Source organism: Saccharopolyspora sp. ID03-671, assembly GCF_045278815.1.
In the GTDB taxonomy this organism is placed as follows: Bacteria; Actinomycetota; Actinomycetes; order Mycobacteriales; family Pseudonocardiaceae; genus Saccharopolyspora; species Saccharopolyspora ipomoeae.
Genome location: NZ_CP134054.1, coordinates 5,292,113 through 5,306,627, shown reverse-complemented (window position 1 = coordinate 5,306,627; position 14,515 = coordinate 5,292,113). Strand labels below are relative to the sequence as shown.

The 14,515-nt window shown below is 69.5% G+C and carries 13 protein-coding genes, 4 tRNA genes and 1 pseudogene; 6 read left to right on the top strand and 12 right to left on the bottom strand.

Translation table 11 applies throughout. The features are described from left to right. Positions 1-5: 5 nt before the first annotated feature. Positions 6-1,337, top strand: a complete 1,332-nt coding sequence (locus REH65_RS24640) for a tyrosine-type recombinase/integrase (protein WP_406689257.1) — start codon at positions 6-8, stop codon at positions 1,335-1,337. A 49-nt stretch (positions 1,338-1,386) separates the two neighbouring features. Here REH65_RS24640 and REH65_RS24635 read toward each other — a convergent pair. The 4 genes from REH65_RS24635 to REH65_RS24620 all read right to left on the bottom strand — a co-directional run bounded on the left by REH65_RS24635 (position 1,387) and on the right by REH65_RS24620 (position 2,218). Continuing rightward, a tRNA-Val gene (locus tag REH65_RS24635) sits at positions 1,387-1,461 on the bottom strand. A 1-nt stretch (position 1,462) separates the two neighbouring features. Next, positions 1,463-1,534 (bottom strand) — tRNA-Cys (locus REH65_RS24630). Between the two features lie 46 nt (positions 1,535-1,580). After that, positions 1,581-1,653, bottom strand: a tRNA-Gly gene (locus tag REH65_RS24625). 139 nt (positions 1,654-1,792) lie between these two features. After that, positions 1,793-2,218, bottom strand: coding sequence for an SsgA family sporulation/cell division regulator (locus REH65_RS24620; RefSeq protein ID WP_093412952.1), 426 nt, complete (start codon positions 2,216-2,218; stop codon positions 1,793-1,795). A gap of 856 nt (positions 2,219-3,074) precedes the next feature. Here REH65_RS24620 and REH65_RS24615 point away from each other — a divergent pair. The 3 genes from REH65_RS24615 (at position 3,075) to REH65_RS24605 (ending at position 4,670) form a co-directional block, all read left to right on the top strand. Further along, positions 3,075-3,563, top strand: a complete 489-nt coding sequence (locus REH65_RS24615) for a TIGR02611 family protein (RefSeq protein ID WP_406693234.1) — start codon at positions 3,075-3,077, stop codon at positions 3,561-3,563. Positions 3,564-3,619: 56 nt separating this feature from the next. Beyond that, positions 3,620-3,691: transfer RNA gene (locus REH65_RS24610), tRNA-Val, on the top strand. 187 nt (positions 3,692-3,878) lie between these two features. Beyond that, the gene (locus REH65_RS24605) at positions 3,879-4,670 is read left to right on the top strand and encodes a DUF1684 domain-containing protein (protein WP_406689256.1); all 792 of its coding nucleotides are present in this window, start codon (positions 3,879-3,881) and stop codon (positions 4,668-4,670) included. Positions 4,671-4,676: 6 nt separating this feature from the next. On the opposite strand, the gene REH65_RS24600 is transcribed toward REH65_RS24605, so the two are convergent. From REH65_RS24600 to REH65_RS24580, 5 genes are all read right to left on the bottom strand, one after another. Further along, a complete protein-coding gene (locus REH65_RS24600) occupies positions 4,677-5,069 on the bottom strand; it encodes a VOC family protein (protein ID WP_406689255.1) in 393 nt (130 codons plus the stop codon). Positions 5,070-5,148: 79 nt separating this feature from the next. Then, on the bottom strand, positions 5,149-6,105 hold the full coding sequence (gene pip, locus REH65_RS24595) for a prolyl aminopeptidase (RefSeq protein WP_406689254.1): 957 nt from the start codon (positions 6,103-6,105) through the stop codon (positions 5,149-5,151). A gap of 158 nt (positions 6,106-6,263) precedes the next feature. Beyond that, the gene (locus REH65_RS24590) at positions 6,264-6,635 is read right to left on the bottom strand and encodes a DUF742 domain-containing protein (RefSeq protein ID WP_132679533.1); all 372 of its coding nucleotides are present in this window, start codon (positions 6,633-6,635) and stop codon (positions 6,264-6,266) included. 10 nt (positions 6,636-6,645) lie between these two features. Next, on the bottom strand, positions 6,646-7,071 hold the full coding sequence (locus tag REH65_RS24585; protein WP_093412961.1) for a roadblock/LC7 domain-containing protein: 426 nt from the start codon (positions 7,069-7,071) through the stop codon (positions 6,646-6,648). Between the two features lie 27 nt (positions 7,072-7,098). Next, a complete protein-coding gene (locus tag REH65_RS24580) occupies positions 7,099-9,369 on the bottom strand; it encodes a nitrate- and nitrite sensing domain-containing protein (RefSeq protein ID WP_406689253.1) in 2,271 nt (756 codons plus the stop codon). A gap of 343 nt (positions 9,370-9,712) precedes the next feature. Between REH65_RS24580 and lhgO the strand changes: the two genes are divergently transcribed. After that, on the top strand, positions 9,713-11,107 hold the full coding sequence (lhgO, locus tag REH65_RS24575; RefSeq protein WP_406689252.1) for an L-2-hydroxyglutarate oxidase: 1,395 nt from the start codon (positions 9,713-9,715) through the stop codon (positions 11,105-11,107). On the opposite strand, the gene REH65_RS24570 is transcribed toward lhgO, so the two are convergent. From REH65_RS24570 to REH65_RS24560, 3 genes are read right to left on the bottom strand one after another with little or no spacing between them, the layout of a single operon-like run. Beyond that, positions 11,097-11,783, bottom strand: coding sequence for an ESX secretion-associated protein EspG (locus REH65_RS24570; protein WP_406689251.1), 687 nt, complete (start codon positions 11,781-11,783; stop codon positions 11,097-11,099). The genes lhgO and REH65_RS24570 overlap by 11 nt on opposite strands. Next, complete coding sequence (locus REH65_RS24565) at positions 11,784-12,170, bottom strand: phage holin family protein (protein ID WP_281459066.1); 387 nt, start codon at positions 12,168-12,170, stop codon at positions 11,784-11,786. Between the two features lie 54 nt (positions 12,171-12,224). Then, on the bottom strand, positions 12,225-13,181 hold the full coding sequence (locus tag REH65_RS24560) for a Ppx/GppA phosphatase family protein (RefSeq protein ID WP_406689250.1): 957 nt from the start codon (positions 13,179-13,181) through the stop codon (positions 12,225-12,227). 212 nt (positions 13,182-13,393) lie between these two features. Here REH65_RS24560 and REH65_RS24555 point away from each other — a divergent pair. Next, a pseudogene (locus tag REH65_RS24555) lies at positions 13,394-14,438 on the top strand (LLM class F420-dependent oxidoreductase). Positions 14,439-14,515: the final 77 nt, after the last annotated feature.

Here is a 14,515-nt window from a genome sequence, read left to right as displayed (position 1 = left end):
TGGTCATGGCCTACGGCCAACGAGACGACAGTGGAGGATGGCGCGCCCGGTACAAGCGCCCTGACGGAACATTGGGCAGCAAGTCCGGGTTCCCCTCCGAGAGAGCAGCCGAGAACTGGGGCAACGAGCAGGAAGCACTGATCCGCAGACACATGTGGATCGACCCTCGTGATGGCGAGACGCCGTTCGGCACGTTCGCACGCGAGCTCCTTGATGCTTTGGCGCCACGGCTGGAGCCCAGCACTCTCGCCAAGTACAAGTCCCACCTGGATTCGCAGCTCCTACCGCAGTGGTCCGCGTGGCCGCTGATCGGGATCTTCAACAACTACGTGGAGATCGAGAAGTGGGTGTCGGAGCTGCACGAAGACTACGCGGAATCGACCGTGGCGTCGGTTTTCGCGACGTTTTCCACGATGCTGAACGCAGCCGTCAGAGCTCGTTGCATGCCCGCCAACCCGTGCTCAGGTATCCGAGTCACCTCAGGCGCCTATGAGTCAGACCGGCTGGTCGCGAACCCAGTCCAAGCTCTCCGAGCCGCCATGCGCCTGCACCACACCGCTGGGCTGTCGGGAGTTGTCCTCTGCCTCATGGACCTCTACACCGGGGCACGCTGGAGCGAGCTGGTCGGACAGCAACGTCATGAGTACGACCGGGAAAACCGAGCAATCTGCATCCAGGAACCGCTCAAGGAGATCGGTGGGCACCTGTTCAAAGGGGGCCGCCGAGTGGGTCCTGGAGGCGAGCTCGAAGGAATCCCAGCATCGGCTTCCCAGCGTCCGAAGCGACGGGGAAGGGCGGCGAAGAGGGGACGAACGAAGAGCCCGGCCGGGACCCGGTGGGTACCGCTGCCACCTGGTATCGCCACGGCGTACGAAACGCTGATGCACTCGCGCGACAGCCCCTGGGTGTTCTGCACCCCGGACCGAGCACCACTTCGCCGGTCGAACTTCCGGCAACGCTGTTGGCGTCCCGCTTGGGACGGAGTGCGGCCAGACGAGCCCCGTCACAGTAGGCACGCCCCGGCGATCTTGTCCGATTTCAGCTTCCACGAAGGCCGACACAGCCACAACACGTGGATGACCGAGGACGGGGTGCCCGAGGTCGCTCGCCGAGCCCGACTTGGGCAGAAGATGAAAGGCATTGCCCGGGTCTACGACCACGTCACTCCGGCGATGACCGAAGACCTACTTCAGTCGTTGGAGACGCGTTGGGTGAAATCCGTCGCCTCGCTGTCGGTCGCTGAACGGGCGCAACTCCTGCTGTGGATCCCGCGGCTTCGAGCCAGTCTGGCCACCGATGAAGACCTAATCGCCATTTCATCGCCATTCGCAAGCTAAAACGGCCCCGCCCCATGGAGGAGCAAGGCCGCTGACCTGCATTAAGAATTGGTGCGCGATACTGGGATTGAACCAGTGACCTCTACCGTGTCAAGGTAGCGCTCTCCCACTGAGCTAATCGCGCGAGGCGGAGGCGGGAATCGAACCCGCGTACAGGGCTTTGCAGGCCCTTGCCTAAGCCACTCGGCCACTCCGCCGGACTCCGCATCCACACCAAAGCCGGCTGGAACGCCAGAGAACCAGAGCGGATGACGGGACTCGAACCCGCGACCCTCACCTTGGCAAGGTGATGCGCTACCAGCTGCGCTACATCCGCCTGCTGCGACCTCGTGGCCCGGTGTCCCCGGGCCCGTCCGCCGCGTTGCACAGTGAACTCTAGACCACGCCCAAGATCGGGATCAAAGGGGGGTCCCCACTCCGCCTGGCCGCGGCCGGGCAGAGCGGATCAGGCCTGATCAGCCCATGTCGAAGGGCAGCAGGCGGGTGAGCGCGTCATCGACGTCGACCCACAGGTTCTCGTTGCCCGGGACCACCACGTCGTAGGTGCGGTCCAGGAAGTCGGCGAGCTCCTGCGCGGAGGCCTCGAAGACGGCGTGGCCGGACGGCGAGCTCAGCTCGATGGCGACGACCTCCGGGTCGTCGACCGCCGGGCGGATCGTCACGTCGCCCTCGCCGGCGTGCGCGATCAGGCCGTCGGCCAGCAGATCGCGGGCGAAGACCCATTCGACCCATCCGGCGCGGCCGGTGCGGAACGCGGCCACCACGGCGTAGGGGTCCTGGGTGTCGTAGCGCAGCTCGACCTGGACCGGCACTGCGGGTGCTTGCGGAGCCAGCAGATCGAACACGGCCGTAGAACGGAGTGTCACGTGGTCATTACGCATTGTCCTCCCCTTCCTGCTCCCTCCCGGTCCGTATATCGACCGAGCAACACAGTTGTGACGCCTCATCGGGCAGATTTAGTCGCGACTCCCGCATAGATCACCCGGTCGGGCCATGCCCGAATTCGCTGGGCGACCAAGCGAGCGCACTCCGTGTTCAATCGCCCCGGGGTCGGGGTGGTCGCCGGATCCGACCGATCCTCTTCCGATCGGTCGGGCCGCCGTCCACGCCGGAGGTCTCGAACCGCCGCGAACTCTTCCCGATCAGAGCGGCCGGCCCAAGGGACCCGCCTCGCCCAGTAACCACTCTTCGTCACTTTCCGTGACTAGGTCGACTGTGTCCGAGCCCGGTCTGCAGATCGGTCGCTCACGCCCGGTGAATCCTGCCTCCGCGTACCGGTTGACCACCGTGTTCACGCTTCGTCGGGTTCGCCTGACGTGCCTCAAGAATAAGGGACCGAAGGCCTTCGCATTTTCCCGAAAAGGGCTCGGATGAGACGTCCACCACGAGATGTCACCGTTTCGGGCTAATGGTCCTGACCGCGTTGGTTACAGCGCACGCACGGCACCGAACGCACGGTCGAGAGTCGGCTCACAGTGTGACCAGGATCGAAGGCCCGCCTCAGGGTCCAAAGTCCCGGCTTCCGGCGAACCGGACAATGATCCCAGTCACAATTCAGTCACGGCGTCAGGCGTCCAGCACCCGTCTGTCCGCTTGACAGCAAGACCCTGTTTACCGGGTGAGGGCACACTGGCGCGCTACCGACACACCGGCTCATGTGACCCAGTGCACCACCGGGTCCCACCACCGACCGTATCCTGAGCGCGAAGCCCGACGAACGCCCCGAGGTGGACTGCCCTGAACGAGCAAGCCGAACCGGAAGCCCGACCCGCCGGTGCGGACCCGGGCGACCGCGAGCGACCCAAGCACCCGCGACTGCACGCGCTGCGCGAGCGCCTGCACGGCTACCGCGAGCACGTCCGCCGCCGCCGGACGCTGAACCTCACGTACCGGATCGTGCTCGGCGTGTTCGGCACCGTGGTGCTCATCGCGGGAATCCTGATGATCCCCTACCCGGGCCCCGGTTGGCTGGTGGTCTTCGCGGGCCTGGGCATCCTCGCCACCGAGTTCCACTGGGCTCACCGGGTCAACATGTTCGCCAAGCGCCACTACCACCGGTGGGTGCGCTGGCTGGGACGCCAGCACCTCGCCACCAAGCTCACGATCATGGCCGCCACCGGTGTGGTCGTGGTGGTGACGCTGTGGCTGCTGGGCATGTTCGGCACGGTCGGCGGCTGGCTCGGCCTGCGCTGGACGTGGCTGGCCTCCCCCCTGTTCGGACCCTAGAAACGATCGTGTATTGTTCTCCTCATCGCCGGGAACGGCGGTGAACAACAGAACAAGGGCGATTAGCTCAGGGGGAGAGCGCTTCGTTCACACCGAAGAGGTCACTGGTTCGATCCCAGTATCGCCCACATTTCGCGGATGTCTCCTGACGGTTTTGGTCAGGAGACATCCGCTTTTCGTGTGATTCCCATTCCGATTCTCCCGGTAGTCGAAGTGGTGCCGTTTCGCCGTTGATCGGCCGATTCCACGCTGTGGACGGGGCCGACTGCGAGTGCGCGGCTCCGTATCGTCGGGGGTGCGACGGATGGAGGAGCCATGAGCACGTTCATCGAGCAGTGGCAGGACTGGCACGCCGACCGGGAGCGCGAGCTCGCCGATCCCCACGGCTGGCTGGCGCTGGTGTCCCTGGACTGGCTGAGCGAGGCCCCCACCACCTACTCGGCGGCGCCGGGCGTGTGGTGGCAGGACGCCGAAGCCGCCTACGTCGACCCGCAGGGCGCGGAGCTGTCCTACGAGGGCGAGCCGATCACCGGGGTCCAGCGCTTCGAGCTGGTCAACAGCGGGCCGGGCACCCGCGTCTCGGCCGGTGACGTGGAGGTCGAGGTGGCGCGCCGCTCGGGCTACCTGATCCGGGTGCACTCGCCGAAAGCCCCGGCGCTCCGCGACTTCCGAGGCGTCCCGGCCTACGAACCCGACCCGGACTGGGTGATCACCGGAACGTTCGAGCGGTTCCCCGAGCCCCGGCCGACGACGGTCGGCGCGGTCACGCCCGGCCTGCACCACGTCTACCAGGCCCCGGGTCTGGTGCGCTTCGAGCGCGACGGCGTCGAGCACGAGCTGACGGCGTTCAACGGAAAGTCCGGCAGCGGACTCAACATCCTGTTCACCGACGCCACCAGCGGCGTCACGACCTACCCGGCGAACCGCTCGCTGCTCACCGCCGAACCCGCCGCCGACGGCACGGTCACCCTCGACTTCAACCGCGCCATCAACCTCCCCTGCGCCTTCACCGACTTCGCCACCTGCCCCCTCCCACCCGAGGGCAACGACCTCCCCTTCGAGGTGACAGCAGGAGAACGGATCCCGCACGAACGCACCGACAGCTGATCGCCGTCAGTTGGCGGGGCGTTCGGAGTCCGGGAGGTCGTCGACCGCGCGGTCGAGGAGGCAGAACTCGTTGCCTTCCGGGTCTGCGAGGACGACCCAGGTGTCGTCCGGGGATTGGCCTACGTCGACTCGGTGGGCGCCGAGGGATTCGAGGCGGTGGAGTTCTTCCGCCGTGGTGCGGTCTTCCGCTCTGAGGTCGAAGTGCAGGCGGTTCTTGAGGGTCTTGGTCTCCGGGACCTCGTAGACGTCGATGCGCGGCCAGTTCCGGTTGGGCGGGCCGATGGCGATGCCGTCCTCATCCCGGTCCACGACGCTCCACCCGAGCACCGCGCACCAGAACGCCGCCACCTTCTCGGTGTCCTGCGCATCGATGACCACCACCGCCAGCCGACTGGACATGCGCCGAGTATGACCAGCCACTTCCCCACCCGCACCCGATTTTCCGTTGCGGTCGGCGCCCGCCGGGCCGATTTCCGGATCAGCGGGCGTAGTGGTCGGTGGCTTCGACGAGGGCGTTGAGGATTCCGGGTTCGTCGTAGGCGTGGCCTGCGTCGGGGATGATGCGGAGGTCGGCCTGGGGCCAGGCTTCGGCGAGGTCGAGGGCCGTGACGGGCGGGGTGATGACGTCGTAGCGGCCCTGGACGATCGTGCCCGGGATGTCGTGCAGGCGGTGGGCGTGGGCGATCAGCTGCCCCTCGTCGAGCCAGGCGCCGTGCACGAAGTAGTGGGTCTCGATGCGGGCGAAGGCCGCGGCGAACGCGGGGTCGCCGAAGTCCTCGACCAGCTCCGGGCGGGGCAGCAGGCCGATCAGGCTCGCCTCCCAGCGGCTCCAGGCGACCGCGGCGCGCTCGCGGACCTCCTCGTCCGGGTCGTGCAGCATCCGGTGGTAGCTGCGCAGGACGTCGTCGCGCTCGGAATCCGGGACCGGGGCGAGGAGTTCGGCCCAGCGCTCCGGGAAGAGGTTCGCCGCTCCCCCGCCGTACATCCAGTCCAGCTCGCTGCGGCGGCAGGTGAACACGCCGCGCAGCACGAGCTCGCTGACCCGCTCCGGGTGCGTCTCGGCGTAGGCCAGGGCCAGCGTGCTGCCCCACGAACCGCCGCAGACCAGCCAGGACTCGATGCCGAGGTGTTCGCGGATCCGCTCGATGTCGGCGACCAGGTGCCAGGTGGTGTTGGTGCTGAGGTCGGCGCCGAGCCGGCCCGCGTCGGGGGTGCTGCGGCCGCATCCGCGCTGGTCGAGCAGCACGATGCGGTAGCGGTCGGGGTCGAACAGGCCGCGGTGCGCGGGGGCGCTGCCCGCGCCGGGTCCGCCGTGCAGGAACACGGCCGGTTTCCCGTCCGGGTTGCCGCTCTCCTCCCAGAAGACGAGGTTGCCGTCGCCGACGTCGAGGTGTCCGGAGGCGTGGGGTTCCCGCTGGGGGTGGAGAGAGCGCATCACATCATCGTGACGGACGGATTCCCGGCGCGGGAGAGCTTTTCGGGTTCGGCGCAGTTTTCATGAAAACCTCCCCACCCCCGAGACACGAGTGGGAAGGAGTGGTGACAGTTTTCATGAAAACCTCCCGCCCTCGGGGATGGGCGCGGGAGGGCCCGCTACAGGCGGCGGACGCCCTCCAGGACCGCTTCCAGGAGTTGGCGGTTGGGGCGTTGGGCCTGGCGGGAGGCCTTGTCCGTGACGAGGTCGCCGCGGTCGATGAGGTCCGACACCAGCACCTTGGCCACCACGATGGGCGTGTCCAGGTGCGCGGCGACCTCGGCGATGGACATCGGGCGCACGCACAACCGCAGGATCTCCTCGTGCTCCACGGAGATCCCGCTGCGGTCGGCGCCGCTCCACGACGTCAGGAGCTGCGTGGCGACGTCTAGTTCGGGCCGCGCCGGGCGGGTGCGACCGTGCACCATCGCGTACGGTCGCACCAGCGGCCCGGACTCCTCGTCCAGCCAGAGCTGGCCGTCTTCAGACATGGCGATGCCTTCACTGCTGGCGCAGCTGCGCCACGGCATCCACCCTCGGGGCCGAGCTCAGGTACTCGCCGACTCGGATCACCATCAGGTTCATCTCGTAGGCGATCATGCCCACGTCGGCGTTCTCGTCGCCGAGCAGCGCCATGCAGGCGCCGGCACCGGCCGCGGTGACGAACAGGAAAGCCGTGTCCAGCTCCACGACGGTCTGCCGGACACCGCCGCCGCCGAAGTGCCTTCCGGTCTCCTTGGCCAGGCTCTGCAGCGCGGACGCCATCGCCGCCAGGTGATCGGCGTCGCCGGGGGTCAGTCCCGCGGACCGTGCCAGCAGCAGCCCGTCACCGGAGAGCACCACGCCGTCGCGCGCTCCCACGACCCGGTTGACCAGGTCGTCCAACAACCAGTTCAGGTCATCGTCGGAACCGATCTGTTCGCTCATTGCTGCGCTGCTCCTCGAATCGTCGGGTCAAGCTCGGTCGCGGCCGCCGGCCCGGCGCGCATCCAGGGTTCCGCGTTGGAACGCCGACATGGTGCCACGAGTCCGCTCCGGCTGGAGCGCCGCAGTGTCCTGCGCGACGCCTCCCTCCGGCTCGTTGCGCAACTGCGGTGCCAGGTTCTGCTGGCGGTCGCGGCGCGGCAGCCGAGGTCGTTCCTCGTCGGGGTCGTCCGACGGGAAGCGCGGTTCGAACTCGGCCACCGGCTCCTCGATCGGGCTCACCGGCGCGGTGCGGGCTTCGCGGACCACGGACCGCTCGGTGGCGCGCTCGCGAGCCTTCTCGGCCAGCTGCGACATGCTCTGCTTGTCCCCCTGGGCCGCTTCCTCGGCGACGATGTGCGGGGGCAGCAGCACGAACGCGACCGTGCCCTGCTCCTCGGCCTCGCGGAGGTCGACCTCGATGCCCCGGCGCGCGGCCAGGCGGGCCACCACGAACAGCCCCAGCCGGGAGTCGCCGCGGCGGGTGATGTCCTCGAACCGCGGCGTGGTGGCCATGAGCACGTTGGCCTCGTCGCGGTCGGCGGGCCGCATGCCCAGCCCCTCGTCCTCGATCTGGATCAGCACGCCGCGCGGGGTGTCGCTGGCGTGGACCTGGACCTGCGAGCGGGGTGGCGAGTACGAGGTGGCGTTGTCCATCAGCTCGGCCAGCAGGTGGATCACGTCGCCCACCGCCGCGCCGACCAGCGAGAGCTCCGGGGCGGGGTGCACCCGGATCCGGTAGTAGTGCTCGGTTTCGGCGACCGCGGAGCGGATCACGTCGATCAGGCGCACCGGTTTGCGCCACTGCCTGCCCGGCTTCTCGCCCGCCAGGATGATCAGGTTCTCGGCGTTGCGCCGGGACCGGGTGGCGAGGTGGTCGAGCTGGAACAGGCCCTCCAGGCGCTCCGGGTGCTCCTCGCCGCGCTCCATCTTGTCCAGGGTCTTGAGCTGGCGGTGCACCAGGCCCTGGTTGCGGTGGGCGATGCCGAGGAAGACCTTGTTGGCCCCCTCCTTGGCCTGGTTCTCCTTGACCGCGGCGACGACGGCGGTGTGGTGGGCGGTGTTGAACGCGTCGGCGACCTGCCCGATCTCGTCGGTGCCGTAGTCCAGCGGCGTCAGCTCGGCCTCGATGTCGAGGTCCTCGCCGTGCTCCAGGCGTTCCATGACGTTGGGCAGCCGCTCGGTGGCCAGCAGCAGCGTGTCATCGCGCAGCCGCTCGAGGCGGCTGATGAGCACCCGGTTGATCAGCACCCGGGCGTTGCGGGCGGCCAGCAGGATGCCCAGCAGCATCGCCAGCAGCGCGACGACGCTGCCGACGATGACGCCGACGAGACCGCCGGTCGCGGAGCTCACGCCGGACTGGGCGCTGGCGCGGACCTGCTCGATGCCGATCGTCGCGAGCTGGTCGGTGACCTGGCCCGAGGACTGCCGCCAGGTCGCCTGGTCGATGCCGAACCGCCCCGGCCGCTCCGGGGGGTGCTCGATGAGCTGGTCCTGCAGCTCGGAGACCTGCGCCCAGAGCGGGTCGTTCTCCAGCTTCCTGCCGAGTTCGGCGGGCCGCGGTTCGGCGACCGGCAGCTCGGAGTCCAGCACGTTGCGGGCGGCGCCGACGAGCTGGGCGAACTCCAGGTGCTCGTCCTGGGTGAACTCGCCCGCCGCCAGCGCGCCGGTGCCCAGCGAGGTCGCGCGCGACATCTGGTCGGCGGCGCGCAGCAGCTCGGAGCCGGCGTGCCCGGCCTGGCCGCCGTCGGCGAGGCCGTGCGCGTAGCTCTCGAAGAGGTCGAAGCCGGTGTCGAGGATCCGGTCGTAGAAGTCCAGGACCTCGGTGCGCGAGACCTGGCCGGAATCGATGCGCTGCCGCATCTTGGGCAGCTGGGCGGCTTGGGCTTCGAGGGACTGGAGCTTGGCGGCGACCTCGGGTCCGGCTGCGTCGGCCAGCGCCTGCAGACCGGCCCAGGAGTCCTCGACGCGGCGGTCGGTCTGAACCCGCCTGGCCGTCATCGTCGCGGCATCCACCCCGGCACCGGTCAGCTTCTCGATGGACAGCCGGCGTTCCTGCTGGATGGCGGTGAACGACTCGGCGGAGGGGACCGACGCGTCGCGGGCCTCGGTGGCCACCATCCGGCTGTGGACGCCCTGGTACACCGGCACCGCGGAGAACGCCAGCCAGATGCCCAGCAGGATGATGCTCGGGACCAGCCCGACGCGCGTCAGGCGGGCCCGGATCGTCTTGTGCTCACTACCCGAACTGCTCCGCGTCACAGCGCCTCGTAACCGTCGAACCGGTCGCCTCTTCCGCGCGTGGGCCGGAATCGCGACTCAACTCAGCAGGGCTCCGCGACCGGGATGCGGCGCGGAATCTCGGTATCAGCATGCGGCACACGAGTCCGAAACTCACTGCTCGTGACCAAGCCGATACCACCGTCAGCGGCGAACTTCGCTCGCCCGACAGGATGAAAGAACCCTAGCACAGGGTGATCTTGGGAATTTATGAACGTTTTCCCGCCAGCGCGCCCCGCACCGGACCGCCCGGAGCTTTCGGACATTTCCGGCCCGCGTGCGCGAGGTCGTGGAAACCGCGCATCCGGGCGCGGAGGATGGCCACATGACCAACGACGTGACGATCATCGGCGGCGGCATCGTGGGGCTGGCCACGGCCCACGCGCTCGTCGAGCAGCAACCCGGCCGCCGAATCACGGTGCTGGACAAGGAACGTCACTGGGGCGCGCACCAGACCGGGCACAACTCCGGAGTGATCCACAGTGGACTCTACTACCCGCCGGGCAGCGCCAAGGCCCGGTTCGCGCGCGCCGGCGGCGAAGCCATGTACCGGTTCTGCACCGATCACGGAATCCCGGTGCGGCGCACCGGGAAAGTGGTGGTCGCCACCTCGATCGATCAACTGCCCAGGCTCGCCGAGCTCGAACGGCGCGGCCGCGCCAACGGCGTCGCGGTCGGCGAGCTGGACCTGATCGGCCTGCGCGAGCGCGAACCGAACGTGCGCGGGGTGCGGGCGCTGCACGTGCCCGACGCGGGCATCACCGACTTCGCCGCCGTCAGCGAGAAGCTCGCCGAGCTGCTGGCCGAGCGCGGCGTGGAACTGCGCCCGGCGACCGAGCTCCAGGGGGTCCGCCGCGACGGCGGCGAGCTGGTGCTGCTGACCGACCGCGGCGAGATCCGCAGCAGGCGAGCGGTCAACTGCGCGGGCCTGCACAGCGACGCCGTCGCCGAGCTCGCCGGGACCACGCCACCCGCGCGGATCCTGCCCTTCCGCGGCGAGTACTACGAGACCACGTCCTTCAGCCGCGACCTGGTCAACTCGCTGGTCTACCCGGTGCCGGACCCGGCGTTCCCGTTCCTGGGCGTGCACCTGACCCGCATGATCGACGGCAGCCTGCACGTCGGCCCCAACGCCGTGCCCGCGCTGTCCCGCGAGGGCTACCGCTGGGGCGCGGTCTCGCCGGAGCACCTGAAGCGCCTGGTCACCGACCCGGGTCTGCGGGTGCTGGCCGAAGAAGTACTGGCGCACCGGGGCGACCGAGATCGCCCGCTCCGCGCTCAAACCGCTGTTCCTGCGCGCCGCCCGCACCCTGCTGCCCGACCTGCGCGGCCACGACCTGCTGCGCTCCGAGGCCGGTGTCCGCGCCCAGGCCGTCACGCCGGAGGGAACGCTGGTCGACGACTTCCTGGTGGTCGAGGACGAGCACTGGGTCCACGTCCTCAACGCGCCCTCCCCCGCAGCCACGGCGTCCCTGCTCATCGGCAAGGACATCGCCACCCGCTTGGACTGAGAACTGTTGAGGAATCACCTTGCGTGGCGGTGCGGGTGGCGGAACCTGAGCGCCTCCGTGGACTCCGTGCGCCGCTCCTTGAGTATGCCAATACGAGGCGTCCCGGCGTACTCGCCACGAAGGCGCTCAGGACCCGCGGCGGTGCAGGTGTCTTAGCTGGTGGAAGAGAATGCGGCTCCGCCGCATGCCAACAGCCCCTTAGCCGGTGAGGTCCTCCAGGTATTCCTGCAGCGTCTTGCCCAGGAGGTAGGTGTCGGCCGGGGCGATCATGGTGAAGGTGTCGTCCGGCGACTCCGGGATGACCGCCGAGCGGCCCGTGGGCGAGTGGCGGATCTCGATCTCGTGCCGCCAGCGGTGGAACCCGCCGTCCTCGTCGCGGTAGGCGACCGCGAGCCGGGCCTCGGTGTCGTCGCCGCGCGCCAGCAGGTCGGCGACCGCGCGGGCGTCGTCGGCGGGGACCTCGCGCTGCGTGAGCTCGTAGGCCAGCCAGTCCGCGCCCTCGTCGCGGTCGGTCGCGTCGGCGCGGGCCTCGGCGAGCTCGCGGGTCGGGACGGTGACCTCGCAGCCCTCCGACGGCTCGCGTTTCGGCAGGCAGGCGACCAGCGCCGGCCACGGCGCGTCCGGGCGGACGACCTCGGTGGTGACCTCCTCGCCGAGCACCCGCACCCGGACGCCCCCGCCGTCGCCGACGGCGACCAGCGCGCGCAGCTCGGTCTCGCCCGGCACCTTCACCTCGGCGAGGCCGAAGACGGTGGCGCGCGCCAGGCTGCGCGCCACCTCCTCGCCGTGCTCCGGCGGCTCGCCGGACAACCCCGCCACGCCGAGGAATTCGGCGACCTCGTCGTCGTCGACCAGCGCGGCGAAGGACCGCAGCGCGATCCGCACTCAGCCCTCCTGCGGCTGGGCGACGCGGCGGACGATGCCGGCCAGCGCGCTGCTGACGATGGACACGATCAGCGCGCCCCAGAAGGCGGCCCAGAAGCCGTCGACGTGGAACGGCAGGTCGAGCTCTCCCGCCAGGTAGCTGGTGAGCCAGAACAGCAGGCCGTTGACGACCAGTCCGAACAGCCCCAGCGTGAGCACGTAGAGCAGGCAGCCCAGCGTCTTGGCGATCGGCTTGAGCACCAGGTTGACCAGGCCGAAGATCACCGAGACGGCCAGCAGCGTCAGGACCTTCGCGGTGGTGTCCTCGCCGGAGAGCTCGATGCCCGGCAGCGCGGTGGTGATCCACACCGCCACCATCGTGATCAAGATGTGCAACAGCAGTGCCACGGCGCCTCCCTAGTCGATCTCCCCTCCGACGCTACCGCCGATCGCGCGCCGGGGTCAGTCGAACAGGGTGCCCACCAGGTCGAGCGCCTCCGCGCGCGTGCGGGTGCGCGCCTCCAGGAACCGGTAGACCAGGCCCTGGCGCAGGCCCCACGGGCAGATCTCCAGCTCGGGCAGTCCCAGGGACTCCATGAGCACCTCGGCGACGATCGCGCCGGCGAGGATGCGCTTGCCGCGGCTGCGGGAGACGCCGGGCAGCTTCGCGCGCTGCTGGTGATCGAGCTCGGCGAGCCGGGGGATCCAGTCGGCGAGCCGGTCCCGCCGCAGCCGGTGCGGGCGGCGGGCGATCAAGCCCGGCTCGCTCTCGGTGAGCACCGCCAGCTGCCGCAGCACCTTCGACAGCGCCAGCGGGTAGCCGGTCTCGACGCGGCGCAGCGCGGGCGGGATCGTCTCGGACAGCTCCTGGCGCAGCGCGTCGAGCTGGCGCGGGGTGGGCGGGTCGTCGGGCAGGAACTGGCGGGTCAGCCGGGCCGCGCCGTGCGGGAGCGAGACGACGCGTCGGGGGTCGATGCCGGTCCCGGTGGCGACGTCGACGGTGCCGCCGCCGATGTCGACGGTGGTCATCGGCTCGTCGTCGTGCCCGTGCCAGCGGCGTGCCGCGTGGTAGGCCACGGCGGCCTCGTCGCGCGGGGTGAGCACGCCGATGCGCACCCCGGCGGCCCGGCCGAGGTGCTTGCGCAGTCGCGCGCCGTTGCTGGCATCGCGGACCGCCGAGGTCCCGTAGGCGATCAGCGCCTCGACGGGCTTGTCGGCCGCGGCGTCGACGCAGCGCCGGACCGCGCGCTCGGCGTCGGCGAAGCCCTCCTCGGTCACCCGGCCGTCGGCGAGGGTGTGCTCGGCGAGGCGGGTGCGGGACTTGACGCTCCAGGTCGCGCGCGGCATGCGCGGGCTGGCGAGGTCGACGATGTCCAACCGGGCCGCCGCGGAGCCGATGTCGAGCATGGCGAGCCTCATGACGGGGTCACAGCCTCTATTGACGACATGACTAACAAGATGAGCACGGTGAACGTCGCACGACCAAATCGCCCGATTGCATTGCGAGGTGCATCACACGCCCCAGGCGTGCCGTTGCACTCCCCGTCGGGGCGTACTCGGCGGTAACGTCGCTCCAGACCTCGGCGGTGTCGCCGCGACCCGCCGCCGCCGGACCCCGGAAGGATCGGCCGATGCGCATCGGGATGCCGCTGAACTACAGCGGAGGCTTCAAGGAAACCGTCGACGACCTGGCGACCTACGAGAAGGCCGGGCTGGACATCGTCTACGTCCCGGAGGCCTACTCCTTCGACGCGGTCAGCCAGATGGGCTTCATCGCCGCCAAGACCGAACGCCTGGAGATCGCCTCCGGCATCCTGCAGATCTACACCCGCACGCCCACGCTGACCGCGATGACCCGCCGGCCTGGACTTCGTCTCCGACGGCCGGTTCACCCTCGGCATCGGCGCCTCGGGGCCGCAGGTCATCGAGGGCTTCCACGGCGTCCCGTACCACGCGCCGCTGGGCCGGACCCGGGAGATCGTCGACATCTGCCGTCAGGTGTGGCGCCGCGAGAAGGTCGAGCACAGCGGCAAGCACTACAACATCCCGCTGCCCGCCGAGCAGGGCACCGGCCTGGGCAAGCCCCTGAAGCTGATCAACCACCCGGTGCGCGAGCGGATCCCGATCCTGATCGCCGCCATCGGCCCGAAGAACGTCGAGATGGTCGCCGAGATCGCCGAGGGCTGGGAGCCGATCTTCTTCCTGCCGGAGCGCGCCGGTGACGTGTGGGGCGAGCCACTGGCCGCGGGCAAGGCCAAGCGCGACGCCTCGCTGCCGCCGCTGGACGTGGTCGCCCAGGCCCCGCTGGCCATCGGCGAGGGGCTGGAGGACCTGGTCGACTTCGTGCGCCCGATGGTCGCCCTCTACGTCGGCGGCATGGGCGCCAAGGGCAAGAACTTCTACAACAACCTCGCCCGCCGCTACGGCTACGAGGCCGAGGCGGAGGAGATCCAGAACCTCTACCTCGACGGCAAGAAGGACGAGGCCGCCGCGGCGGTCCCGCGTGACCTCCTGGAGAAGATCTCCCTCATCGGCACCGAGTCCCACGTCAAGGAGCGCTTGGCGGCCATGAAGGAAGCGGGCGTCACCACCCTCAACGTGACCCCCTTCGCCCAGGACGCCCCGGGCCGGGCCAAGCTCATCGAACAGGTCAAAACCCTCGCCCAGGACGTCTGATCCCGTTCACCCGATCGAAAACCCCGGTTTTCTCGCGACGAATGTTGCGGTTTTCGACGCACGAAAACCGGGGTTTT